We start from the raw sequence: 25,799 nt of genomic DNA, 5'->3' as shown, positions 1-25,799 counted from the left end.
TAGCGTGCTTTTAATCGGTTATTTTAGCAATGGGACTCTTCATTGAATTTTCCTCATCCTGAACATATAATACTGAAATCGCAGCGGCAATCATTAAAACTCCTGCCATTACCAAAGCAAAGATAGCCTGACCGCCAAAAATCTCTTTTACAATTATTCCTCCAAAAAAGCCGTTTATAATCTGTGGTAGTGTGATGAAAAAGTTAAATATCCCCATATAAACGCCCATTTTACGGGCAGGAATAGAGCTTGAAAGAATAGCGTAGGGCATTGCTAAAATACTTCCCCATGCTAAACCAACTCCGATCATTGATAAAATGAGCAGATTCGGATCTTCAATAAAGTAGATGGAAAGTAGACCAATTCCTCCTATAACTAATGAAAAAGCATGTGTTATTTTACGAGAAGTTAATTTGGCTATTCTAGGTAAACATAAAGCGTAAATCGCCGATACCCCATTATAGATTCCAAACAAGATTCCAACCCAATTGGCAGCATCGGCATAGGTGCTAGACGAGGTATCGTCAGGCATTAGTTTATATACATGTTGCGCAATAGCCGGCGTTGAAAATACCCACATGGAAAACAGTGCGAACCAAGAGAAGAACTGTACCAGACCCAATTGCTTCATTGCTTTAGGCATATTCGAGAAATCTGTAAAAATACTAAGAATTCCTTTTTTCTCATTCTCTATTTCTATGTTAACAGGATCATAATGATGCAATTCCTCTGGCGTATACTCTTTGGTCGTAAATACTGTCCAGAGTAAAGTAGCTACAAGAGTGGCTGCACCAACATAAAATGAAAAAATAACATTGTCTGGAATTTCTCCTGGAGCAGCTATTTTTGAAACTCCGAAATATTCACTCATTAGATAAGGTAACCAAGAACCTAAAACTGCTCCCGTCCCAATTAAAAAAGTTTGTATAGAAAAACCGAGGCTTCTTTGTTTATCAGGTAAATTATCAGCAACAAGTGCGCGGAAAGGTTCCATCGCTACATTGAAAGAAGCGTCCATAATCATGAGCATTCCTGCTCCAATCATAATGGGTGGAAGCAAATAAGCTAATAGGTGAGCATTGGGCATTATTATCAGGGCAAATGCAGCGAATAAAGCACCCACTAAAAAATAGGGCCTTCTTCTTCCTAATTTTGTCCAAGTTCGATCACTATAATGTCCGATAATTGGTTGGATGATCATTCCTGTAATAGGTGCAGCTAACCAAAATAGAGAAAGGTGTTCTACATCAGCTCCAAATGTCTGTAATATTCGAGAGGCATTACTGTTTTGAAGAGCAAAGCCAAACTGGATTCCTAGAAATCCAAAACTCATATTCCATATTTGCCAGAAAGAAAGGGTAGGTTTTTCTATTCGTTTCATAATTCAAATTTTAGTATTTGGGCGAATGAGGGTTCAATTTGTAAAGAAATTCCTTTATGAAAAGAACTTGTTTGGAAAGAATCTTCAGTAAGGATCTTATTAATAGTTAGTGTTTTATCTCGATTGTTAAGTAATTCCTTTGGGAGTTTGATGTTTACTGATGCTGGATCACGATTGAAATTAGCAACGACTAATACATGCTTATTCTCAAAAGAACGGATAAAAGCGTATACCTTTTTAGGTGTGTTTGAGGAAACTTCTATTTCTGTAAATGTTCCGTTTGCAATAACCGGATCATTTTTTACAAATTGTAATAGACGTTCATAAGATGAACGCAGGTGTTTTTGTGTAATCGATAAGCCTCCTCCATCAAACTTTCCTTCGTTCATCCATTTTTGATGTTCAGGAACTCCCCAATAATCGAAAATAGTTGTTCGGTTGTCTTCTCCACCATAGCCTTCATTACCTTCTCCGGGCTCACCTACTTCTTGTCCGAAATAAAGCATAATCGGTCCACCTGATATTGTTGCTGAGACAACCATTGCTGGTTGGGCATAGATCGGATTTTTAGCAAAACCTTCAGAAGCAATACGCTCCTCATCGTGATTTTCTAGAAAGCTTAAGAATTGGTTTTGGTAGTCTTTAATGAAACTTCTGCTTTTACGTATCTGCTCTACATCTGCCTCTTCTTCATTTTTGATCAAAGGTTTCAACGCATCATATAGCCCTACTTTGTCATATAAATAGTCAAACTTACCAATAGTCAAATATTTTTCATAGACTGCAGGGTCGTATGCTTCAGCAATGAAAATGAGTTCGGGATACTTTATTCTCACTTGGGGTATAACCCAATTCCAGAATTCTACAGGAACCATCTCAGCCATATCACAGCGAAATCCATCAACTCCTTTTTCTGCCCAGTACAATAAAATCTCTTTAGTCTTTTCCCAGACAGGAGGAATAGGATCGATATATGCTTTATTGCCATTTTGATAATCGATCCCGTAATTTAGTTTAACGGTTTCATACCAATCTTGATTAGAAGGCTTTGCTGAGAAGATATTGTTGCCGGTTGCTTTAGCAGGATTTTCGTTAAACTTACCATCTCTGATATCTCCTTCAAATTGTGGAAGGTTTAGTCCCTCTTGTGTGGGAACTAGAAATTGTTCCCGGGGTATATAGTAGAAGTCGTTGGTTGTACTAAAGGATTTATTCGTATCATCATCTTCTCCAAAATCGCGTACACCAGCTGGTTTTTTATCCGATTGATACTCACGAGCTACATGATTGGGGATAAAATCAATGATTACTTTTAAATCGAGAGCATGTGTTCGTTTGATGAGGGCTTCAAATTCCTCAATTCGTTGTTCTACTTTAACGGCTAAATCTGGGTCAACATCATAGTAGTCTTTGATAGCATAGGGTGAGCCTGCTCTTCCTTTTATTACATCGCCATCATCTAGATTTATTCCGTAAGTGGTATAGTCTGTCATTGTAGCATGCTCTAAAATGCCCGTGTACCAAATATGTGAAACGCCTAAGCTTTTGATTTCAGTTAAAGCAACAGTCGTAATATCATCAAATTTTCCAACCCCATTCTCCTCCTTTGAACCGTAATGAGCATTCGTTTGGTTTTGATTACCAAAAAGACGAACCATCATTTGATAAAGCACAATTTTCTCATTATTGATTTTTGTGTTTTCTTTCGCAGTTTGGCAAGATATACCAAGAAAGGTAAACAGTAGAATAAGTAAGAAATAGCTAACCTTCATCTGTCTTAACTTTAAAGCTTGAAACTTCTATATCCGTCTTGCCGGCAATCCGGTGTTCTTGATCGCGAATAACAATAATAAGATCTTTCTCTGAGTGATTACTTATCTTAATAAGACTTTTCTTAATGCTTAGATTAAGTTTGCTACCTCTAAAGCCAATGGTAAAGGAATAGGATGTCCATTTCGCTGGAAGCATCGGATTAAAATGAAGTTTATTGTTTCTTACCCGCATTCCTGCAAAACCTTCTACTACACTCATCCAGGTTCCTGCCATTGATGTAATATGTAGGCCGTCTTGCGTATCATTATTATAGTCGTCTAAATCCAAACGTGAAGTACGGAGATAGAATTCATATGCTCTTTCTTCATTTCCTAGCTTCGCCGCCAGAATAGAGTGAACGCAAGGAGATAGTGAGCTTTCATGAATTGTACGAGCCTCATAGAAGTCGAAATTCTTTCTTAAGGTCTCGATATCATAATTATCTTCAAAGAAATATAAGCCTTGCAGAACATCAGCTTGTTTAATAAAGCAAGAGCGTAGAATTCGATCCCAACTCCAGTTCTGATGTATAGGGTAATGTTTCTTATCTAAATCTTTCACCAATATTTGTTCCTTATCTAAATATCCATCTTGTTGTAGGAAAATTCCTAGTTTATCATGGCTTGGGAAGTACATCTTGTCAATGATTTTATTCCAACGAGATGTTTCTGTCTCCCGATTGAAGTTTGTTTTTTGAAGCAGATTTTGATATGCAGTCGGTGAGTGTTCAGCTACATATGTTAATACTTCCATTGTATAACTTAAACACCAGGTAGCCATTAAATTGGTGTACCAGTTATTATTGACATTGTTTTCATATTCATTGGGGCCTGTAACCCCTAAAATGACAAACTGCTGTTTTTCTTCACTCCAGTTAACGCGCTGGCTCCAAAAACGGGCAATAGCAATGAGTACTTCTAGCCCATAGTCAATTAAATAATCATGATCACCCGTATAACGAACATAATTAAAAATTGCATAAGCAATAGCACCGTTGCGGTGAATTTCTTCAAAAGTGATTTCCCATTCGTTATGACATTCTTCCCCATTAATAGTAACCATTGGATATAATGCCGCGCCATTTACAAAGCCTAATTTTTCAGCGTTTTCAATGGCTTTCGGAAGGTGTCGATATCTATAAAGTAATAGATTTTTGCTCACTTCCTGTTTTGCAGTCGACAAATAAAAAGGAACACAGTAGGCTTCCGTATCCCAATAGGTAGAACCTCCATATTTTTCACCAGTAAAACCTTTGGGGCCAATGTTTAATCGTGCATCTTCACCCGTATAAGTTTGGTTTAGTTGAAAAATATTGAAACGAATGCCTTGTTGTGCAGCAGTATCACCCTCTATGAGTATGTCACTTTCTTCCCATTTTTTTTTCCAGGCTTGGTTTTGATCTTCCAAAAGGTTTTCAAAACCTTTTTCTGTTGCACGCTTCAATGCCTCTTTACAAGCATTGATTAATTCAGACCTTTCATAATTTTCAGAAGATACAATAGCAGCATATTTATAGATAGTATATTCCACCTGTTCGGTAACCTCTTGTTGAATGCGATTGCCCACTATTTTTTTTCTGGAAATTGCTTCGCTTTTAATTGGAAGCTTTTCTCTTTTACAGAAGAAAGAAGTGCTGATTCCTGTACAAACATCAAATCCGGTTTTTTTGGTACGCAGTGTTAGATACGCTTGTTCATCTTTTACTTCTTGATAAACCTCATCCCAAAACTTCTCATCATAATTAGAGTCTTTATTTTTAACATCCCCATCAATTAAAGATGTGATTGTGATAGTTCCAGAAAAGTTTAAAGGAGTGATGGAGTACTGGATTGCACCAATTTCAGTATCTGAAATACTACAAAAGCGAACTGCATTTACCTTGACCTGTCTTCCATTTTTAAGCTCGGCAATAAAAGATCGTTCTAAATAGCCTTCTTTCATATGAAGGATCCGTTTAAAGTTTGAGATCTTGCAATTATTTAAGTCGAATTGCTCCCCTTCTATTTCTATCAAAAGCGCAATCCAATTCGCCGAGTTTAATATTTTAGCAAAGTATTCAGGATACCCGTTCTTCCACCATCCTACTCGCGTTTTATCAGGATAATAGATTCCTGCTACATAATTTCCTTGTAACGTGTCACCTGTATAAGATTCTTCAAAATTGGCACGTTGTCCGAAACGGCCATTGCCAATACTAAATAGGCTTTCTGATATCTTATTTAACGCCGGGTCAAATCCTTCTTCGATGATATTCCACTCATCTTTTTGTATGTAATTCTTCATATAATATCAATCCTCCGAATAAATAAGGATTTATAAACTGTTCAATTGTTCAAATGTCATTTCTGATAAACCGGCAACTACTAAATTTGCCTTTTTTAATGTTACTTTATCTCCAATACCTATAACTTTCATATTGGCTGTTAAAGCCGCTTCTATACCTGCAATCGCATCTTCGATTACTACGCATTGCTGAGGTGGGACATTTAATAGTTTAGCACCAATTAAAAAAACTTCAGGATCAGGTTTAGAAGTTTGTACCATATTCCCATCTACAATTGCATCAAAAAAATGGCGTATATTGGTTTTATCCAAAATAATAATCGCGTTTTTACTAGCTGATCCTAAGGCTATTTTTATGCCTTGATTTTTTAGTTCTTGTAAGAACTCCCGAGAACCCGGTAATAGCTCACTGGGTTGCATATGAGTAATCATTTGTAAATACCAATCATTCTTTTTTTGAGATAGTTCCTGAAGTTCTTCTGGTGTTTTCTCAATTTTACCCCACTCTAGAATCAGTTTTAATGATTGTATACGACTGATCCCTTTTAATTTTTCATTATCTTTTTCAGTAAAATCAAAACCTAATTCATTGGCTAATCGTCGCCACGCTTTATAATGATAAATTGCAGTATCAACTAAAACTCCATCCAGGTCGAATAGGCACGCATTAATTTTTTTCATTTTATTTTTTTAACTCCAATACCCAGGTAGTTTTTGCAGGTATTTTTATTGTTTTCAATTCACTTATTTCTTCTTGAGAAACCACATTAACTGCTTTGTTAAAACCATTCATGCGTTCAGAAAACCGGGTAGTAGCTATCTCTTCATCATTTTCATTACTATTCATGATAACCATAATCGTTTGATCTGTATTATACCGGAAGTATACATAGATTCCTTCTTCAGGTATGAACTGCATCATCTTTCCACTTTGTAATACTGAATGGTTCTTACGATAATTGGCTAAAGTTTTTACGAAATTGAATGCTTCATTTTCTTGAGCATTTCTGTCATCTTGAATAAATTTATTCTCCTGGTCGTCTTTCCAGCCTCCTTTGAAATCTTCTCTCACCAATCCATCCGGGTTTGAGAAGTTTTTCATCAATATCTCAGTTCCATAATACAGCTGTGGAATACCTCTTGTAGTCAAGAGCCAAGAGATTCCAGATTTATATTTGTCAAAATCTTCTCCTATTACAGAGTAAAAGCGTGATAGGTCATGGTTATCTAGAAATACTACATTGCGTGTCGGGTCTTGATAAACAAAATCATTTGCAAACACATTATAAAGGCGAGCTACACCATCCATCCAACCGAATTTTCCATTTAAGGCTTCATTGATTCCCCACAAGGCCTGAAAATCAGTTACTCCTTCTAATTGTGTATCGATTCCTTGATTTATGGTATTTCCTTGTGTAAAATACGCTTGATTGGGCACTCCATGAACCCAGGTTTCACCGAAAAAGGTGACTTGTGGAAATTCTTCTTTAATGATTTTTCCCCATTCTGACATATAGTTTAAATCATTATAAGCGTAAGTGTCTAATCTGAAACCATCTAATCCACTGTATTCTAGCCACCAAATATGGCTCTGTGTAATATAGTTCTTCACAAAAGGATTCGCTTGATCTACATCGGGCATATGGTTATCAAACCAGCCATCAACCATGATTTTTTTATCTGCCTGTGCAACATAAGGGTCCATCCAAACCTGCTCTCGATAATTAGTTTTAGTATAACTTGACCATTGATGCACCCAGTTTCTCATGGGCAGATCTAGCATTGTCCAATGTCGACTGCCAATATGATTATGTACTAAATCCATAATGATTTTTAATCCCCGTTTATGGCTTTCATCAACTAATTTCTTATATAACTCATTACTTCCAAATCGAGGATCAATTTTATAATTTTCGGTATTAGCATAGCCGTGATAAGATGTAGTAGGTTGATCATTTTCCAAAACGGGGTTTAACCATAAAGCAGTTACACCCAATTCCTCGATGTAGTCCAGATGGTCAATAATCCCTTGTAAATCTCCACCATGTCGTTTATACATCGAATCACGATCTAGGCTGGTTTCTTGCATATCTTTTACGATGTCATTTTTGGGGTCACCATTAGCAAAACGATCAGGCATAATTAAATAAATGAAATCTTCACTTCTTACACCTTGGTTTCTTTTTTCGTTAACTGTCCTGTCTTTTAAATAATAAAGGAATTCAATATTCTCTTCCCCCTTTTTCTGAAAAACAATGGGAAATGATCCTGATTTGGCATGAATAGAGATTTCTAGGTCAAGAAATAAGTAGTTGGGGTTCTCTACTAGGTTTACTTTTTTAAGGCTTACTCCCGGATAATTGATAGAAACAGTTCGTTCAGCGATATTGTTGCCGTGAACAATTAATTGCACATTCGGATTTTTCATCCCTATCCACCAGTTTGCAGGCTCAATACGCTCTAAAGGTGGAATTTGGGCATATAAAAAAGGAAAAAGGAAAAAGGAGAGGGCGGAAAGAATAAGTTTTAATTTCATAATAGAAGATTGAGGAATAAATAGAGGGTTTTTATAGTATAGAACTCTAAGACTACAGAAACCCTCTGATTCTATTTTTTGATAATGCTATAGGTTAACGTGTTTATGTCTAATGTGATCACATATTCACCTGCTTCGGTAATTTTTATGTTGTCGCCATTTAACACAGCAGCTCCATCAGTTCCACCGTAATTTACACCCCAATCATGATTCTTTCTAAACTTTAGTTCTTTGGCATCTAAATGAGCGGTAACAGACCATGTTTGTTTTCCATTGTCAAAAATCATATCTGTATCAGTGCTCCAGCCACCTGGAGTAGCATCTCCGATGATTCCCATTTGATTGAAAATCATTTCATAGGTAAGAGCATTCAGATCTGCTTTGATTTGATAACTTCCTGCACCCGGTGCTTTTAAATTACCTCCGTCTGTACTTAATTTGCCGTCGCCAGCATCTCCATATGCATTATCCCAGTTCTTGTCAGTAGTAATTTTAAATTCAAAAGAAGCGCCGACATTGTTTGGGAAGTAAATAATCCCATCGTAAATACCATTACTTTTTTGTGAAGTCAAACTATCGGCAGTTGCAGGGTTCCAGCCTTGATAATCTCCTGGTGCATAGATGTACGAAATTAATGAAAATGGAGTAGCTTCTATGTTCAGCACTTCAGAATAAACAGGAGTTAATGTTGATGACTTGATTTGAGTTTTTAATCTCGCAATAAGTTGCACAGGCTCACCAACCGGCAAGTCCATAGACAATAATATGCTGTTAAGTTCTGCTCCCGCAAATTCTTTGGAAAACGAAGCTACATCGGTAGTAACTTCTTTTGCATTTGAAAAATCTCCTCCTTTTACATCAATTTGGATTGTATTTGATATTTCTGCTGGGTAGCCGAAGTCTGCTTTTGTCCACTCAAGTGTAAGAACTGTTTCGTCTGCCGATTCTTTCGAAAGAACGACATTTGAAGTGGATGCACTGAAGCTTGTAGCCGTTCCTGAAGTAGCAATAGCTTGTTGCTCATCCTTTTTACAAGATCCAAGCAAAGCAAAGATCATGGTAAATAGAAGAATATAGTTAATTGATTTCATCTTTATTTTTTTTAATTTGAACATATAATTTAAACCCTTAATTATAACCGGCGTTTTGTTTCAAATTTGGATTGGCAGTTAAATCATCAGAAGGAATTGGGAATAATGTACGATAAGATTCTACTTCCTGTCCATTCTTTGAGCCTCCCTTCCAAGGCCACAAATAGGAATTCTCTACAAATTTTTTATAGCGTATAAGATCCGTACGGCGAAATCCTTCCCAGTATAATTCTCTTGCACGTTCGTCCAAAATAAAGTCTAGGGAGATGTCGTTCACGTTTCCTGAAGTATTCATATAAGCTCTTTCACGCATCTTATTGATATAAGTAATGGCAGTGGCTTTATCTCCACCAGCACCTCCTCTTAGAGTAGCTTCTGCATAAATCAAATACATTTCTGGAAGACGGAATAAAGGAAAGTCAATATCTGAATAGTCTAAACTTGAACCTGCTACTCCAGCTTGAGTTACGTTTCTGAATTTGGTTACACCAAAGCCATCTGTAAAGGAGCTAATATCCTTAATCTCAATATTTTGACCATCTTGATAGAATTGAGCTCGTTTATCGGCAGTTCCACTATAGTCTGGAAATAATTTAGGTAAGTTTTCCGTTGTTCTTATACCTCCCCAACCACCACTAATACCGAAGCTCTGTGCTGGCATCGATCCACCCACAGCTGCATGTGTTATGAAGGATGTTCCCCCGAAACTCTGGCTACGAACACCATCATAATTGATGGTTAGAATGAATTCATTTTTATTTTTATGATTGTCGGCTAGAAATAAATTACGATAATCGTTACTCAAGCTATAACCTGCATCGATTACTTTTTTTGAGTAGGTAATGGCATCACTATATCTCTCAGTTCCGGTATACACCTCTGAATTCAAATATAGTCTTGCAAGTAATGCCCAGGCCGCAGCTTTGTCAGCACGTCCATACTCATTAGAGCGAGGATCTAGTAATTCAGTCTCGATAGCTTTCAATTCCGATTCAACATATAGAAACAAATCTGCTCTTTGAATCTGCTGAGGTAAATCAGCTCCTAGTACATCATCCTCTGTAACAAATGCTGGCGTACCATATAAATCCATTAGTACCCAATATTGAAAAGCTCTTAAGAAGCGTACTTCACTTCGATAAGATTTGATAACATCAGCATCACTACCGGTAATTCCATGTTCGGAAATCTTAGCATCTGTTGATTGTCTAAGGAAATCATTTGCCAATGTGATTTGAAATAAAGAGCGATAGTATAATCCGGTTAATGCAGAATTCGTTGGAGACCAATTCATATTGTGGAAATCTGGTAATCCGGGATCGCTCCACCCTAAAACAGCTTCATCAGTACTTAGCTCTTGCGCATACCAATAGGTACGAAGAAAGTCAGTAAAGTTTCCTTCGTCGATAGAGCCTTGAATATCTTTATTTCCTGCAGGCCCGGTATTTCCGGTAAGGGCATATGCACCATATACTTTAGCTAATGCCTGTTTATATCCTTCTGGTGTGCTGTAAACGATATTTGCTGTTACATCATTTGTTGGGAGAAGGTCCAGTTTATCTGTACAAGATGCTACAGTCGTAATCAACGCTGCGGCAATCATGGTTTTTATTAGTGAGAGGTTCATCTTCTTTATTTTTTATTTAAGCAGTGATTAAGAAGTTTTAAACACTGTTTAAGTTGGTTAATCAATTAAAAGGATAGGTTTAATCCTAAAACATATGTTCTTGGTCTTGGGTATAGGTTGTTGTCAATACCATTGCCTAATTCCGGATCTACACCTTTATAATCTGTGATTACAAACGCATTTTGAATATTAAAACCAATATTTAGATCGCCGGCATTCTTTAATATTTTGCCGAAGTTGTAGCCTATATTGATGTTATCCATTCTTATAAAAGAGCCATTTTGAATGTAGTAATCTGAAAGTAAAGCACGGTCACCGTTTATATTCCCAGAGATATGGCTGTTTAGAACATCTGTTGAGCCATTATTTAAATAAACCAAAGGATTTAGGATGTTACGCTCGATTCCTGTATTTGAGAATACGTTGTTATATATATAGTTATCGTAACTAGCCCTTAGAGAAAAACCTGCAGTCCATTTTTTGTAATTAACATTACTGCTTAATCCGAAATACAGCTTAGGGTCTGAGTTCTGATAATGATATAGGTCGTTTTCATTGACCACTCCGTCTTTGTTTCTATCTACAAAAATACCGTCTAATGGAAGGCCATCTTCGCCATATACTTGTTGATAAACATAGAAAGTACTACGAGGATAATTTACCGAGAATATTTGAACAGTTTGTCCTGTACCACCCGAAATTCCTGCATATTTATTTCCCGGAGAAGTAGGATTGTCTTCTATGGTTAACCGTGTAATTTCATTTTTATTATAGGTCATATTAAAACCGATATCCCAATTGAAATTGTCTCTTTGGATAGCTTGTGCATTCAAACCAAATTCAATTCCTTTATTCTCCATTGACCCTACATTAGCAACAATTTTATTTGAGAAGTTGGTTCCGGCAGATTGTCCGATTTCATTTAAAAGATCGCTTGTTTTCTTGTAATATAAATCCAAACTACCTGTGATTCGGTTGTTTAAGAAACCATAGTCCAGGCCAATGTTTGAAGTAGCAGTTTGTTCCCATTTACGATTATAATAGTAGCCTCCGGGACGATACATATTATAAAAATCATCACCAAACTGGTATTGGGCAGATTCGGTACTTAAGTTATAATAGGAGATATAGTCATAGTTTCCAATACCTTCTTGCTGACCTGTAATTCCATAACCTATACGAAGTTTTAAGTCAGAAATTACTTTACTATCTGTCATAAAAGGTTCATCAATAATCTTCCATGCTAAAGCAGCAGAAGGGAAAGTTGCCCATCTGTTTTCCTTGCTAAACCGTGAGGATCCATCTGTACGAACAGTAGCCGTCAACAAATAACGATCGTTAATCGTATAGTTTGCACGTCCATAAAATGAAACCAATCTGTTTTCTGGCTTGTCAAATTCGTATAGAGGTGTTGACCCTGGGCGTAACTGACCGTCAAAGCTATAATCGCCATAATTATAGTTGGTAGTTGAAAAAGCTTGGTAAGCATAACCTCCAACAACGTCTAAGCGACTATTCCAGAAATCAAGGTCTTTTCCGTAGTTTAAGTAAAACTCTAATAGTTGATTTTGTTGGGTTTGTTTGTATTGATTGTTAACTCCACTAAAGAAGTTTTGGTTGTCATCCTGGAATCTACGATAGGAGGATGCTGCTGATTCTGGAATTACAATGGTTCCTTCTCCCTTTGAAATGTCATAACCTAAATTCAGGTTAGCATGTAAATCAGTTAAGAATGGCAAACTGTAATCCAATTGGATATTTCCAATACTTCTTTGAACGGTGCTTCTATCATCTTTTTGTTTCAATAAACTAAGAGGATTTCTTGGAGCAAGTTGTTTAATACCTGTAGACGAAGTTGGATCCGGATCTAATATTTCATAGTAACCACCATAATTATCGTTGCCTGAATATACAGGTTTTGTAGGATCAAAGCTTACTGCTGCACCAATGGCATCCAGGTTCGCAAATTTGTTTTTACTATAAGTTCCTTTTACATTAATGTTCACCTTTAAATGGTTATTTAGTAAAGTCGGACTTAAATTTACCGCAGCAGTCATACGATCAAGGTTTCCTGTTTTCAGGATTCCATCTTGATTTAAATAACCAACGGAAATTCGATAGGGCAGATAGTTTTTTAGAGAACCCGAAATGCTGATGTTATTGTCTGTACTTGGTGCATTTTGATAGATTTCCTTTTGCCAGTCTGTATTAGCAGTACCTAATAAGCTTTTGTATGTGTCATTTCCATAGGTATTTACATACTCTCTGAATTGATCGGCGGATAATACATCAGCTTGTTTGTAAGGGGTTGCAATAGAAAACTGGGAGCTGAAATTTATCTTGGTTGCTCCAGACTTGCCTTTTTTAGTAGTAATTAAAATAACTCCATTAGAAGCTCTTGAGCCATAAATTGCTGTTGCAGAAGCATCTTTTAGGACCGTGAAGTTCTCAATGTCATTTGGATTGATCAAGTTTAATGGATTGGCGGCTCCAGAGATCGAACTGTTACTAACGGGTACTCCGTCAATAACGATCAGCGGATCGTTGCTTGCATTTAAAGATGCTCCGCCTCGGATTCGAATAGTACTTCCTGAGCCAGGTGCTCCATTATTTGAGGTGATAGCCACACCTGCAATTTTTCCTGAGATCAATTGTTCCGGAGTTGTGATTGCCCCTTGTTGAAAATCATCGCTTGAAACACTGGCAATTGACCCAGTTAAATCACTTTTCTTTTGTGTACCATATCCTACCACAACTACTTCATCTAACAGGAGATCATCCACCTCTAATTGTATATTTAGAGTGGTATTGCCCGATACAAGAATTTGTTGTTCTTGATTAAGGTACCCTATATAGCGGATGATTAAAGTTTGATTGCCAGCTGGAACTCCTGATAAAGTATAGTTTCCATTCTCATCTGTAGATGTAGCAATCGTTGTTCCACTTAGGAGGATTGATGCACCAATTACAGGTTCGTTAGTCTCATCGATCACTTGACCGCTGATACTTCCTGTTTGAGCAAATGCGAGGTTGGTCAGCATTGCCAAAAACAAAAAGAGACTAATCTTTTTTAAGTATTGTTTTTTCATTTTACTGGGTTTTAGTTCTCAAATATTGATCTCCCATTTATGAGTGGGTGTGTGAAATCAAAGATATTCGGGAACGTTCCCGAAAACAAATAAATCTCCAAAAGTTATTAACATTTTGAAGTGGCTCAAATAATGCTCAAAAGCTATTGGAAAATTGTTAAGTAAGCGTAAGTTTTACACTCTATGGTATTTCTTAGCAACTTGTTTTATATAAGCGTGTTGCATTTGTGTATACTTTGTGTAAAAATGATTGAATAAAATTCTATAAAGTTGAGAACAATAAATATTGTTTTGCTTTTTGTTAAAAATGTGGATAACTTTTTTGTTGTTGTTTTCCAATTGGAGAAAAAAGTTAAGCTTAAAATCAGGAAGTTGATTTTCTTTGGATGATTTTAGATGTTAAAACTTGGGTCTCAAATTCTTGTTCTGATTTTGAAGATTTTAATGAATCGAACAAAAGCATAGCTGCTTTTGTTCCCATTTCGTAAGCCGGTTGAGTTACAGTAGACAGTGATGGATTTAATAAGGGAGCAATTTCAAGACTGGAAAAACCAATGACTTTTATATCATCAGGGATATTTAATCCAAGACTCTGACAAGTATAATAAGTAGCTATTGCTAAACGTTCAACTGATGCAAAAACGCCATCAGGTTTGAGGTTAGTAAAGACTTTCGATAAGATTTTGTAATTTTCTTCTGCTTCATTGCTGCAATTGATAACTAATTTTTCATCAAATGGAATAGCTGATTCTTTTAATGCATCTAGATACCCTTGCATCCGCATTTTTCCAATAGAAAGTTTTTTGTTTATTACTAAATATGCCAGTCGTTTACATCCAGCTTCAATTAAATGTTGTGTAGCCAAGAAGCTACTTTCATAATCATTTGTGATAACTTTTGAAGCTTTTATATCATCATATACACGGTCAAAGAATACAAGTTTTATTCCTTTCGTATTTAAGGTTTTTAAATAATTGTGATTTTGAGACTCTCCAGAAACTGACATGATAATTCCTTCTGCTCGTCCATTATGCAGAGCATTAATAAATGATACTTCTTTTTCAAAATCATCCCCTGTTCGATAAATAAGGATATGATAGCCATTCTCCTGTGCTACCTTTTCAATTCCATTGATGGCTTGTGAAAAGAAATTATTGGCTAACTCCGGAACAATAACAGCAATAGTATGGCTTCTTTGATCTCTTAAATTGCTGGCATAATGATTAGGCTGATAGTTCATTTCTTTTGCCTTTGTCAATATGCGTTCTTTTGTTTTTGGATTGATGTCGCTATTTCCTCTAAACGCTCTAGATACTGTTGAGGTAGAAAGCCCTAAGGCAAATGCCAAATCTTTAATATTTACATTTTCCATTTAGATTCAAAAATTCTATTATTCTTGTTTTAAAAAAGTCGATCATTTATTGTTGAATAGACTATGATAAAGTAGACAAAGATGGATAAATTATACCTACTTTGTTATTCAATATATTAATTAAATTATAAGATTGTAATACATATAGTCTCTTGGAGTGCATAAAACAATGAATGAGATAGATTTTTGAGGTCTCTTAAAAGTCATCAAAATTATATATTTTTGCTAAAGCTCAGAGAACCCTAAAATAACTTTAATGAAGAAATTATTCGTATCTGCCTTAGTTACTACTCTTTTGTGTATTGGTTCGAATGTACATGCTCAAAATGAGATTAAATTTAAGGAGTTTAAACTGGATAATGGTTTAAACGTTATTATGCACCAGGATAAAACTACTCCTATTGTTGCAGTGTCTGTATTGTATCATGTTGGATCAAAGAATGAGGATCCGGAACGTACTGGTTTTGCCCATTTCTTTGAACATCTATTGTTCGAGGGAAGCGAGAATATTGGACGGGGAGAGTTTATGAAGAAAATCCAGTCTATTGGAGGAACTTTAAATGCCTATACCTCGAACGATCAAACTTATTACTATGAGGTTGTGCCTTCAAATTACCTTGAAACTGCCCTTTACATGGAAAGTGAACGCATGTTCCATGCTAAAATTGATACTGTTGGAGTAAATACTCAGCGTGAAGTAGTAAAAGAGGAAAGAAGACAACGTTATGAAAACCAGCCTTATGGCACAATCCTCCCTGAAGTTTTAAAACGTTCATATCATGTTCATCCTTACCAATGGCCACCAATCGGATCCATGGAACATTTGAATTCAGCCAGGCTAAATCAGTTCATGGACTTTTATAAAACTTTTTACGTGCCTAATAATGCAATTTTAACCATTGCAGGAGATATTGATTATGATCAGGCAGAAAAATGGATACGAACTTATTTTGCAGAAATACCAAGAGGGACCAAAGAAATTCCACGTCCAACGGTAACTGAACCGAGAAGAAGTAAGGAGATAAGAGATATTATTTATGATAATATTCAATTGCCAGCAGTCATTGAGGCTTATAATCTTCCACGTAAAGATCACCCGGATTCTTATGCCTTAGATATGCTTTCTACTTATTTAACTGGTGGAAACAGTTCTCTATTGAATAAAGAGCTTGTTGATAAGGAACAAACCGCTCTGCAAATTGCTGCAATTCCTTTAGACCTTGAAGATGGGGGTGTTTTCCTATTATACGGTATCGCAAATATGGGTGTTGATGCAGATTCATTAGAACAAAGCATTGATGTTCAAATTGAAAAAGTCAAAGCTGAAGGCATATCTGAAAAAGATTTCCAGAAGTTGTTGGCTCAGGTTGAAAATGCGGTTGTTACTCAGAACTCTTCCGTTGCCGGCATTGCAGAAAACCTGGCAGAAAGTAAAGTTTATTTTGGAGATGCTAATGAAATAAATAGAGAGATGGAGAAGTATAATAAGGTTAAACGGGAAGATATTCAGCGTGTAGCAAAGGAATATTTTGATAAGAGCGGACGCGTCGTCTTGCATTATTTGCCAAAATCTGCCCAACCTGTAAATGCTGTCCAATAAGAAGGAAAATTAAAACGAAAACAAATGAAATCGATAAGTATTTATATAACACTTCTGTTTTTTACCCTTAATAGCGTTTTCGCTCAAGTTGATCGTAGTCATTATCCAGAACCAGGAGCAGCACCAACTATTAATATCGGTGATGCAGAAACTTTTACATTGCCGAACGGCCTTAAAGTCTTTGTGGTAGAGAATCATAAGCTTCCTCGGGTAACCTTTTCATTGAAATTAGATCGTGATCCTATTCTGGAAGGTAATAAAGCAGGATACACTAGTTTGGTGGGTCCATTAATGATGGGTGGAACCAAAAGTTTGAATAAAGACCAACTAGATGAAGCCATTGATCAGATAGGAGCAAGTATCAATGTTAGCTCTACCTCGGCTGTTGCATCTTCATTGACGAAACATCAAGAGGCTCTTTTGACTTTGTTCGCAGATGTGTTATTTAACCCGAGTTTCCCACAGGAAGAGTTGGATAAGTTAAAAAAGCAAACAATTTCTGTTTTAGCCGCTGATAAAGATGATCCAAATTCTATTGGCATGGTTGTTAGTAATGCGGTTTTATATGGTAAAGATCATCCTTATGGTGAGAATGCTACTGAAATAACGGTAAATGCTATTGAAGTGGCTGATATTGCTAATTATTATAAGAGTTATTTTAGGCCAAATATTGCTTACATGGCCATTGTGGGAGATATAACGAAGAACGAAGCTGAAGCCTTGATGAAAAAATATTTTGGAAGCTGGGAAAAGGCAGCGGTTCCTACACATAAGTGGCCAAAGGCTGTTGTGCCGACAGAGAACCAGGTTGTTTTAGTTGACAGACCTGCCAGTGTTCAGTCTGTTATAAATATAACCTACCCTGTAGAATTACAATTTAATAGTCCGGATAGGATTGGCGCCTCACTATTAACTTATATTTTGGGTGGCGGAGCATCTTCACGTCTGTTTATGAACCTGCGGGAAAGTAAAGGATACACCTATGGGGCCTATTCAAGTATTAGCCCTGATAGAATCAGTGGCAATTTTGCCGCAGATGCTAGCGTTCGCACGGAAGTTACTGATAGTGCTGCTTATCAATTCTTTTATGAATTAAAGAATATTACAGAAAAAACTATTACGGAAGAAGAAGTGGCTGCTGCAAAGGCTTACCTAACAGGTAGTTTCGGGCGGTCTTTAGAGAATCCTGCCACTATAGCTAATTTCGCATTAAATACAGAGATCTATGATTTGCCAAAAGATTACTATAAAAATTACTTAAAGAATCTGGATGCAGTAACCACTGAGACGCTTAATGATATTGCGCCTAAATATATTAAGCCAGCGAATGCTTACTTAATCATTGTCGGAAACACTGAAGCCTTTAAAGATACGATAGGTCAGTTTGGGGAAGTGAAAAACTATACGGTAGAAGGAGATCCTAAGTAAATCTTTAAAAATTCAGGAAGTTTTCAATTTGCATTTGTGTGTATAATAGGGTTTCCTCTTTATAGAGGTCGCCCTGTTCATTTATTTCCTGACGAATATAGGGGATATGGATTTTTAAAGGGAGTACGTGCATTTGCATATAATGACAAACACCTGTGAAATGCTCAATACCACGTATATTGCCATATTTTCCACTCGATAATCCCACTAATGCCACCTTTTTCCCTTGAAAACTATCTGGGTATTTAGTTGCATCAAGGAAGGTTTTTAAGACTCCCGGAAAGCTCCCGTTATATTCAGGGATTACAAAAACAATTTTCTCACTGGGCTCAATAATCGTTAATATTTTACTAAATGCTTCGCTTCTGGCTCCATACAGATCAGATACAATTAAATTTGGTGGTAGGTCTTCTAAAGAAAAAAGGGTAGTTTCTGCTCCAGATTTTGCAAATTGTTTTTGATAGTACCTTGAAAGCTTTAATGTGCTGCTATTTAAACGGTTTGTACCAGAGATGATCGTAATCATGTGTAAAATTAAAGATAATATAAGAGTGTAGAGAAGAAGTTAAAATTTTAATTTTCGTATCTTAGCCCTTTCATAATTGCTAATAAAGCAAAGTTAAACATATTAGCTTGCTTATTAAATTAAAGACAACAGATTTAGTCTTTAAGCAGTTTATATAATAGCAGGAAATTGCATCTATGGGTAAAATTATTGCATTAGCTAATCAAAAAGGCGGAGTTGGGAAAACTACATCTTCAATCAACTTAGCAGCGAGTCTGGCTGTCTTAGAATATCGAACCTTATTGGTGGATGCCGATCCGCAGGCTAATTCTACTTCGGGAATAGGCTATGATCCAAGAACAATCAAAACCAGCATTTACGAATGCATTATTAATGATGTTCCTGCTATGGAGGCAATCTGTACTACAGATACTCCTAATTTAGATCTTTTACCTGCCCACATCGATTTGGTTGGAGCAGAAATCGAAATGATTAATTTAGAGAATCGTGAATTTAAAATGAAACACGTTCTTAGTCAGGTTCAGGATCAATATGATTTTATTATTATCGATTGTTCTCCGTCACTTGGTTTGATTACCATTAATGCACTAACTGCCGCTAATTCAGTTATTATTCCAGTACAATGTGAATATTTTGCATTAGAAGGTTTGGGTAAGCTATTAAATACAATTAAAATTGTACAAAATCGTTTAAATACAGATCTTGAAATTGAAGGAATCTTATTAACAATGTATGATGTGCGTCTGCGTCTTTCAAATCAAGTAGTAGAAGAAGTTCGTTCTCACTTTACAGATTTGGTATTTGATACAATCATTCAACGAAATACGCGACTTAGTGAGGCCCCTAGCTTTGGTGTATCTGTAATCATGCATGATGCGAACTCAAAAGGAGCGATCAATTACTTAAATTTAGCAAGAGAAGTTTTATTGAAAAATGGTTTGAGGAAGGTTGAGGATCAAAAGACGACAAGATAATATGGCACAGCAGCGAAAAACAGGTTTAGGAAAAGGACTAAGTGCATTATTAAATGATAATGAGGATATCAGAAGAGAACCTCAAAGCAGGCCAGAACCTGAAGAAAGAATTAATAAGTCTCTAGGTTCTGTAAGCCCTATAAAGATTGAGTACATTGAAGTTAATCCGTTTCAGCCTAGAACTGAGTTCGATAGCCAAGCCTTGAAAGAATTAGCTGAATCAATCCGATTACAAGGACTTATTCAACCAATTACTGTACGCCGAATGTCTGACAATTCCTATCAGCTTATATCTGGAGAAAGAAGATTACGAGCCTCGAAGTTAGCTGGTCTAATTGAAATTCCCGCTTATGTACGTAGCGCGAACGATCAACAAATGTTAGAAATGGCATTGATCGAGAACATTCAACGAGAAAACTTAAATGCAATTGAAGTGGCATTGAGTTTTCAACGTATGATTGATGAATGCAATCTAAAACAGGAAGAGTTGGGTGATCGGGTTAGTAAAAATCGCTCTACAGTAACCAATTATCTTCGCTTGTTAAGACTACCTCCAAGCATACAAGCTTCTATTCGTGATGGCAAAATTAGTATGGGCCATGCAAGAGCTTTAGTAAATGTTGCAGAAGTAGAAAAACAATTATTTATTCATCAGGAGATTATTAAGAAAGGTCTTTCTGTAAGAAAAGTAGAAGAACTGGTACGCTTGCTACAGCAGAATGTAGAAGATAAAAGTAAAGATCAAAAGAAAAAGGCACATCCCAGATCTTTCCAATTCCAGAAAATCGAGGATGACCTAGCCACTAAATTTGCTACACGCGTTAAGCTGAGTGTAGCTGCTGATAAAAGTAAAGGTTCCATTCAAATTCCTTTTAACTCAGAGGATGATCTTAACCGGATTTTAGAATTATTAGATTGGTAAACAATGCGATATTTTAAAGCATTCCTAATCGTTATTATTTGTTGTATCGGATATGCGCAAGCACAAAATCCAGATTCTGTTCACAACGAAATAAAAATAATCTCAGTGGATAGCTTAAATATGCAAGATACTACCAATGTTCCTACAGATGAAAATGTGGATAAAAGTGCAATTGCAGATCAAGATCAGGAACCGGCTATATATAAAGATTCTACCCGCTTAGCCCTAGAAAACAGATCTAGACTTGCTGTACGGCGTTCTGCAATGATACCAGGTTGGGGCCAGATTACGAATAATCGTTGGTGGAAGGTGCCCATTATATATGGCGGAGTAGTTGGTTTGATTATTAGCTATGATGTTGCTCAAAGTGGTTATAAAGAAATGCTTGCCGAAGCTCAGTTTCGCACACTCAATAATAACCAATATTTAAATGAGAAGTATGCCAAAGCAAGTACTGAATGGGTCATCCAATCCAAAGATTTTTATAGAAGAAACCGGGATTTAACCATTCTTTTGAGTGCCGGCCTCTATGCGTTGAATTTAATTGATGCTTATGTTGATGGAATGATGTTTCGCTATAATATGGAGGATGATCTGAGTTTCAAAATTAATCCTTTAATTGAACAGTCATCGAGCTTGCTTGCAAGTAGAACACCAGTTTTAGGTTTAAAAATGACTGTTACAATTCACTGATCTTTTAATTTACGGAAAAAGATAATATCGTATATTGCAATCTAAATCAATCAATAATAGAAGATGAACATCGCATTAATAGGCTATGGTAAAATGGGGCAAATCATTGAGAAGTTTGCTATCGATAGAAACCATCAAATTGTATTAATAGTTGACGAAAATAATCGTGATCAAGTAACGGTTGAAGAGCTTCAACAAGCCGATGTCGCTATTGATTTCAGCACACCAAATGCAGTTTTAGAAAATATAGAATTTTGCTTTAAGGCTAATGTTCCGGTAGTTGTAGGAACTACTGGATGGTATGATAAATTAGATGATATTAAAGACCAGTGTATCTCAAATAACCATACCCTCATGTATGGTTCAAATTACAGTATTGGGGTAAACATCTTTTTTCATATTAATAAACTTTTGGCGAAAGCCATGAACCCTTATAAGCAATATGAAGTACAGGTTGAAGAGATTCACCATATTCAAAAGTTAGATTCTCCTAGTGGAACTGCAATTACCATTGCAGAGGGTATTATTGAGAATTATGATAGCAAGTCTGATTGGATTAATAATGTTATCGGGGAGGACGAAACTATTCCTAAAAGCAATCAATTACTAATAGAGTCTCACCGATTAGAAGATGTTCCTGGTACACATACAGTTCTTTATAGCTCTGAAGTGGATCAAATCGAATTTAAACATACAGCCCATAGCCGCTCCGGATTTGCTTTAGGTGCAATTATAGCTGCTGAATGGCTCTACGATAAAACTGGATTCTATAATGTGAAAGATATGTTTAAATTCGACTAGTTAAAACCAAAATAACCATCCAATGAATTATATCATTTGTTTTATTATTCTCGTTCTAATCCATGTTGGATTGTGGAAAATGTTTATCAAGGCCGGACGACCAGGCTGGGAAGCACTGATTCCATTCTACCGCGAATATATTATAACGAAATTAACAGGTCGCCAGTCCTGGTGGGTAATTCTTCTAATTATCCCCATTCTGAATATCTTTATTGGCATTACTCTTTATATCGATTTTGTTAAAAGCTTTGGAAAGCGAAATTTCCTTGATCATGCAGGTACTGTTCTATTACCTTTTGTTGTATTTCCTTTGTGGGGAATGGATACAACAACAAGCTATTGGGGGCAATCGGCTACTCAGGAGTTTAAAGAAAAATATCCTTTTAAAAAGAATGCTGCCCGTGAATGGGCGGATGCAATTATATTTGCTGTAGTTGCAGCAACTTTAATTCGTGGGTTTCTTATTGAAGCGTATATGATCCCAACCGGATCTATGGAAAAAAGCCTATTAATCGGTGATTTTATTTTTGTAAGTAAAGTGAATTACGGGCCTCGTGTTCCTATGACTCCTATAGCTTTTCCTTTTTCTCATCATACACTTCCTACAGGAGGAAAAGCCTACTGGGAAGGAATTAAGCTGGATTATCATCGTTTGCCTGGTTTTGAGAAGATAGAACGGAACGATGTTGTTGTATTCAATTACCCCATGGATGCAGATCCACCTTTAAGTCGCCCAGTAGATAAGCGCGAGAATTACATTAAACGGTGCCTTGCTATTGCTGGTGATACGCTTAGTATTGTTAATACACAAGTCTATGTCAATGGCAAAAAGGGAGAGAATCCACCTGAGAGTCAAACATCTTATTATGTTAAAACAAATGGTACTGATTTAAATCCTCAAACTTTATTGGATATGCGTATAGAAGGAATGCGCCAATCCGAAACAGAGTATATATTTACCATGACCGAGAAACAAGCTGAGGCTGTTTCTGCATGGGCGAATGTGGAAGCTATTAAGCCTAACATTGCCCCTGCAGGGATGTATGATAATCAAATATATCCACATACTGAGGCTTTCCCCTGGAATGTTGATAATTTTGGTCCTATTATAGTTCCTAAAAAGGGCTGGACTATTGAACTGGATAGTGTTAATGTCCCACTTTACGAACGTTTAATAAGCGTTTATGAAGGCAATACTTTTGAAAAGCGTGATGATGGGTATTATATTAATTCTGAGAAAGCAGATAGCTATACCTTCAAAATGGACTATTACTGGATGATGGGAGATAATCGTCATAGTTCAGCTGATTCTCGCTTTTGGGGTTTTGTGCCAGAAGATCACATTGTAGGTAAAGCCTTATTTGTTTGGTTAAGCTTGGATGAAGTAGGTACCTTCTTTAATAAAGTTCGTTGGAATCGAATTTTTATGGGGATTGATTAAAAGTCCTCTTTGAATGATTAAAAAAGGAATTATATTTTTAATGGAGTTTTTGTAGCCAAAAACAAGTCAATAAAAACATAATTCCTTTTTTTACAAGCGCCCCATTATAATGACTTTCTTGTTTACCAATCTCTATTAAATAATCAAGAAACCTTTACAAAGCTTCAATACCAAACCTCACCGCTAAGGTGTTTAAATCATCCTTAACCGATTGAACCAAAGGAATTCCTTCTACTCGGTTAATAAGTTCAGCTTCATACTCAGGTTCGCCAGGAATAATTACCGGTTGCGATTCATCAATTCTTTCCGCAACTTTAAACCTCGCTATCCATTGATCTATATTTTTTTTATAATCTTCAATAGGGCGAAAAGCATCTACACGCCAGGCTCCCAAAAAATGTCCTAACCCATCTCCTGGAAGATTATTCAGCGGATTTAAATACGCAACAAAAGGAGGAGCCCAAGGACCATAGTTAGCCCCAGATAATACTGCAGAGAAAATATCTACAGAAGCACTTAATCCATAACCCTTATGACTGCCATGATCCCTATCACCACCAAGAGGTAGGAGAGAGCCCCCTTGTGTAACCACACCTGGATCTACGGATGGTTTTCCGTCTACATCTTGAGCCCATCCATTTGGAATCGGTTGATTCTTCCTTTTAGCAACTTCCAGTTTGCCATTGGCTGCCGTCGAAGTTGCCATATCCACTACAATCGGAGGGAATTCTCCGGCAGGAAAAGTATAGCAAATAGGGTTTGTTCCCAACATTCTTTCTTTTGAGAAAGTTGGAGTAACCAGTGGACTCGCATTGGTCATTGCCATTCCAATCATTTCCTTTTCGACAGCCATTAGTGCGTGGTATCCTGCAATTCCGAAATGATTCGAGTTTTTAATAGCAATCCACCCTGAACCACATTTCTCCGCCTTTTCAAGAGCTATTTTCATAGCAAAAGGCGCAACAACCAAACCTAGTCCGGCATCCCCATCTATGGTAGCCGTACTAGGAGTTTCGTGAATAATTTTAATCTGAGGAGTCGGGTTAATTCGTTTCTTATCCCATAAACGAACATAGCCAGTAAGCCTTGCGACACCATGTGAATCAATTCCACGTAAATCTGCCTTAAGCAAAACATCTGCCGCCAGCTCAGCATCACTCTTACTACAGCCTATTGACAAAAATACATCTTGCGTAAATTCTCGTAATTTCTTTTCCGCGATTCTTTCGGTTGCTATCTCCATTTATAAATTCTTTAAAATACGGCTTCAGCAATTCGTTTGGTAGGTTCAGCATTTCCCATGGTATAATAATGGAGAACCGGTGCACCTATTTCAATCAATTCTTTGCTTTGAGCTATTAGCCATTCAATACCAACTTCTTTAACATCTGATTCGGATTTACATGCACGTACAGCATCGCTTAAATCAACAGGAATATCGATGTGAAAAGTCTTAGGCAAAGATATAAGTTGTCTTGAATGCGTAATAGGTTTTAATCCAGGAATAATTGGCACATGAATATCATACTCTTTACATCTTTTAACAAATTCCAAATATTTTCTATTGTCGAAAAACATTTGCGTCACAATAAAATTAGCTCCTAAATCAACCTTCTTCTTGAGGTATTTAAAGTCGGTTTCTAAATTTGGAGCTTCGAAATGCTTCTCCGGATATCCTGCAACACCGATACAGAAGGTACTTTGATCTGTAATATCAATGGCGTCGTGTAAGTATTTTCCTTGATTCATGTCTACTACATGTTCCAATAGATCAGAAGCATATGCATGTCCACCTGGCGTAGGATAAAATGCATTCTCGGTTTGGCGTGCATCTCCACGAAGCACCAATACATTATCGATTCCTAAAAATTGTAAATCAATAAGCGCGTTCTCAGTTTCTTCCTTGGTAAAACCTCCACAAATAAGATGTGGTACCGCGTCTACCTTATATCTGTTCATGATGGCAGCACAAATAGCAACCGTTCCTGGGCGCTTACGATAGGCGATTTTTTGCAGCAAACCTCCAGGTTGTTCTTTGTAAATATAATCTTCACGATGGTAAGTTACATCAATAAAGGGAGGGTTAAACTCCATTAGCGGATCAATTGTATCATAGATATGCTTTATACTTTGGCCTTTAACAGGTGGAAGTAATTCAAAAGAGAATAAAGCTTTTCCTTGAGCGCTTTTAATGTGTTCCGTTATTTTCATTAGAATTGATTA

At 36.6% G+C, this 25,799-nt stretch carries 19 protein-coding genes; 7 read left to right on the top strand and 12 right to left on the bottom strand.

Going from position 1 to position 25,799, the window contains the following annotated elements:
- Positions 1–10: 10 nt before the first annotated feature.
- From VL047_RS13340 to VL047_RS13300, 9 genes are all read right to left on the bottom strand, one after another.
- Positions 11–1,381, bottom strand: coding sequence for an MFS transporter (locus tag VL047_RS13340; RefSeq protein WP_325361347.1), 1,371 nt, complete (start codon positions 1,379–1,381; stop codon positions 11–13).
- Entirely contained in the window at positions 1,378–3,153 is a 1,776-nt protein-coding gene (locus VL047_RS13335; RefSeq protein ID WP_325361344.1) for an alpha-amylase family glycosyl hydrolase, read from the bottom strand. The genes VL047_RS13340 and VL047_RS13335 overlap by 4 nt, the downstream gene beginning before the upstream one ends.
- The gene (locus VL047_RS13330) at positions 3,143–5,476 is read right to left on the bottom strand and encodes a glycoside hydrolase family 65 protein (RefSeq protein ID WP_325361343.1); all 2,334 of its coding nucleotides are present in this window, start codon (positions 5,474–5,476) and stop codon (positions 3,143–3,145) included. Before VL047_RS13330 ends, VL047_RS13335 begins: the two co-directional genes overlap by 11 nt.
- A gap of 30 nt (positions 5,477–5,506) precedes the next feature.
- Positions 5,507–6,157 carry a beta-phosphoglucomutase gene (pgmB, locus tag VL047_RS13325; RefSeq protein ID WP_325361341.1) on the bottom strand — a complete coding sequence of 217 codons (651 nt, stop codon included), beginning with the start codon at positions 6,155–6,157 and terminating at the stop codon, positions 5,507–5,509.
- 1 nt (position 6,158) lies between these two features.
- Positions 6,159–8,012, bottom strand: coding sequence for a glycoside hydrolase family 13 protein (locus VL047_RS13320; RefSeq protein WP_325361339.1), 1,854 nt, complete (start codon positions 8,010–8,012; stop codon positions 6,159–6,161).
- 71 nt (positions 8,013–8,083) lie between these two features.
- Positions 8,084–9,103 (bottom strand): SusE domain-containing protein, encoded by a 1,020-nt coding sequence (locus tag VL047_RS13315; RefSeq protein WP_325361337.1) that lies wholly within the window; start codon positions 9,101–9,103, stop codon positions 8,084–8,086.
- A 37-nt stretch (positions 9,104–9,140) separates the two neighbouring features.
- A complete protein-coding gene (locus tag VL047_RS13310) occupies positions 9,141–10,730 on the bottom strand; it encodes a RagB/SusD family nutrient uptake outer membrane protein (RefSeq protein ID WP_325361336.1) in 1,590 nt (529 codons plus the stop codon).
- A 65-nt stretch (positions 10,731–10,795) separates the two neighbouring features.
- A complete protein-coding gene (locus VL047_RS13305) occupies positions 10,796–13,819 on the bottom strand; it encodes a TonB-dependent receptor (RefSeq protein ID WP_325361334.1) in 3,024 nt (1,007 codons plus the stop codon).
- Positions 13,820–14,183: 364 nt separating this feature from the next.
- Positions 14,184–15,191, bottom strand: coding sequence for a LacI family DNA-binding transcriptional regulator (locus VL047_RS13300; protein WP_325361332.1), 1,008 nt, complete (start codon positions 15,189–15,191; stop codon positions 14,184–14,186).
- 256 nt (positions 15,192–15,447) lie between these two features.
- Between VL047_RS13300 and VL047_RS13295 the strand changes: the two genes are divergently transcribed.
- Positions 15,448–16,791 carry a pitrilysin family protein gene (locus tag VL047_RS13295; protein WP_325361330.1) on the top strand — a complete coding sequence of 448 codons (1,344 nt, stop codon included), beginning with the start codon at positions 15,448–15,450 and terminating at the stop codon, positions 16,789–16,791.
- Positions 16,792–16,815: 24 nt separating this feature from the next.
- A complete protein-coding gene (locus tag VL047_RS13290) occupies positions 16,816–18,219 on the top strand; it encodes a pitrilysin family protein (protein ID WP_325361328.1) in 1,404 nt (467 codons plus the stop codon).
- Positions 18,220–18,223: 4 nt separating this feature from the next.
- On the opposite strand, the gene VL047_RS13285 is transcribed toward VL047_RS13290, so the two are convergent.
- Positions 18,224–18,745 (bottom strand): NAD(P)H-dependent oxidoreductase, encoded by a 522-nt coding sequence (locus tag VL047_RS13285; RefSeq protein WP_325361326.1) that lies wholly within the window; start codon positions 18,743–18,745, stop codon positions 18,224–18,226.
- Between the two features lie 176 nt (positions 18,746–18,921).
- Here VL047_RS13285 and VL047_RS13280 point away from each other — a divergent pair, with 176 nt between their 5' ends.
- From VL047_RS13280 to lepB, 5 genes are all read left to right on the top strand, one after another.
- Complete coding sequence (locus VL047_RS13280; protein ID WP_325361325.1) at positions 18,922–19,719, top strand: AAA family ATPase; 798 nt, start codon at positions 18,922–18,924, stop codon at positions 19,717–19,719.
- A 1-nt stretch (position 19,720) separates the two neighbouring features.
- A complete protein-coding gene (locus VL047_RS13275; protein ID WP_325361324.1) occupies positions 19,721–20,641 on the top strand; it encodes a ParB/RepB/Spo0J family partition protein in 921 nt (306 codons plus the stop codon).
- Between the two features lie 3 nt (positions 20,642–20,644).
- A complete protein-coding gene (locus VL047_RS13270; RefSeq protein ID WP_325361322.1) occupies positions 20,645–21,334 on the top strand; it encodes a DUF5683 domain-containing protein in 690 nt (229 codons plus the stop codon).
- 63 nt (positions 21,335–21,397) lie between these two features.
- A complete protein-coding gene (gene dapB / locus VL047_RS13265) occupies positions 21,398–22,135 on the top strand; it encodes a 4-hydroxy-tetrahydrodipicolinate reductase (protein ID WP_325361321.1) in 738 nt (245 codons plus the stop codon).
- Between the two features lie 22 nt (positions 22,136–22,157).
- Positions 22,158–23,576 carry a signal peptidase I gene (gene lepB / locus VL047_RS13260; protein WP_325361320.1) on the top strand — a complete coding sequence of 473 codons (1,419 nt, stop codon included), beginning with the start codon at positions 22,158–22,160 and terminating at the stop codon, positions 23,574–23,576.
- Between the two features lie 154 nt (positions 23,577–23,730).
- On the opposite strand, the gene VL047_RS13255 is transcribed toward lepB, so the two are convergent.
- Together VL047_RS13255 and metF are read right to left on the bottom strand one after the other, a co-directional pair.
- On the bottom strand, positions 23,731–24,819 hold the full coding sequence (locus tag VL047_RS13255; protein ID WP_325361318.1) for an Ldh family oxidoreductase: 1,089 nt from the start codon (positions 24,817–24,819) through the stop codon (positions 23,731–23,733).
- An 11-nt stretch (positions 24,820–24,830) separates the two neighbouring features.
- A complete protein-coding gene (gene metF, locus VL047_RS13250; RefSeq protein ID WP_325361316.1) occupies positions 24,831–25,787 on the bottom strand; it encodes a methylenetetrahydrofolate reductase [NAD(P)H] in 957 nt (318 codons plus the stop codon).
- Positions 25,788–25,799 lie beyond the last annotated feature (12 nt).

Source organism: Albibacterium sp. (assembly GCF_035514885.1).
Lineage (GTDB): Bacteria > Bacteroidota > Bacteroidia > Sphingobacteriales > Sphingobacteriaceae > Albibacterium.
Note: the sequence above shows the minus strand (reverse complement) of the source record. Positions and strands in the feature narration are given on the sequence as shown.

Coding starts and splice junctions, on each gene's coding strand:
- VL047_RS13320 (WP_325361339.1), bottom strand. CDS start 8,012: ATGAAATTAAAACTTATTCTTTCCGCCCTCTCCTTTTTCCTTTTTCCT.
- VL047_RS13280 (WP_325361325.1), top strand. CDS start 18,922: ATGGGTAAAATTATTGCATTAGCTAATCAAAAAGGCGGAGTTGGGAAA.
- VL047_RS13305 (WP_325361334.1), bottom strand. CDS start 13,819: ATGAAAAAACAATACTTAAAAAAGATTAGTCTCTTTTTGTTTTTGGCA.
- VL047_RS13300 (WP_325361332.1), bottom strand. CDS start 15,191: ATGGAAAATGTAAATATTAAAGATTTGGCATTTGCCTTAGGGCTTTCT.
- VL047_RS13310 (WP_325361336.1), bottom strand. CDS start 10,730: ATGAACCTCTCACTAATAAAAACCATGATTGCCGCAGCGTTGATTACG.
- VL047_RS13330 (WP_325361343.1), bottom strand. CDS start 5,476: ATGAAGAATTACATACAAAAAGATGAGTGGAATATCATCGAAGAAGGA.
- dapB (WP_325361321.1), top strand. CDS start 21,398: ATGAACATCGCATTAATAGGCTATGGTAAAATGGGGCAAATCATTGAG.
- lepB (WP_325361320.1), top strand. CDS start 22,158: ATGAATTATATCATTTGTTTTATTATTCTCGTTCTAATCCATGTTGGA.
- VL047_RS13255 (WP_325361318.1), bottom strand. CDS start 24,819: ATGGAGATAGCAACCGAAAGAATCGCGGAAAAGAAATTACGAGAATTT.
- VL047_RS13285 (WP_325361326.1), bottom strand. CDS start 18,745: ATGATTACGATCATCTCTGGTACAAACCGTTTAAATAGCAGCACATTA.
- VL047_RS13315 (WP_325361337.1), bottom strand. CDS start 9,103: ATGAAATCAATTAACTATATTCTTCTATTTACCATGATCTTTGCTTTG.
- VL047_RS13275 (WP_325361324.1), top strand. CDS start 19,721: ATGGCACAGCAGCGAAAAACAGGTTTAGGAAAAGGACTAAGTGCATTA.
- VL047_RS13335 (WP_325361344.1), bottom strand. CDS start 3,153: ATGAAGGTTAGCTATTTCTTACTTATTCTACTGTTTACCTTTCTTGGT.
- VL047_RS13290 (WP_325361328.1), top strand. CDS start 16,816: ATGAAATCGATAAGTATTTATATAACACTTCTGTTTTTTACCCTTAAT.
- VL047_RS13270 (WP_325361322.1), top strand. CDS start 20,645: ATGCGATATTTTAAAGCATTCCTAATCGTTATTATTTGTTGTATCGGA.
- VL047_RS13295 (WP_325361330.1), top strand. CDS start 15,448: ATGAAGAAATTATTCGTATCTGCCTTAGTTACTACTCTTTTGTGTATT.
- pgmB (WP_325361341.1), bottom strand. CDS start 6,157: ATGAAAAAAATTAATGCGTGCCTATTCGACCTGGATGGAGTTTTAGTT.
- VL047_RS13340 (WP_325361347.1), bottom strand. CDS start 1,381: ATGAAACGAATAGAAAAACCTACCCTTTCTTTCTGGCAAATATGGAAT.
- metF (WP_325361316.1), bottom strand. CDS start 25,787: ATGAAAATAACGGAACACATTAAAAGCGCTCAAGGAAAAGCTTTATTC.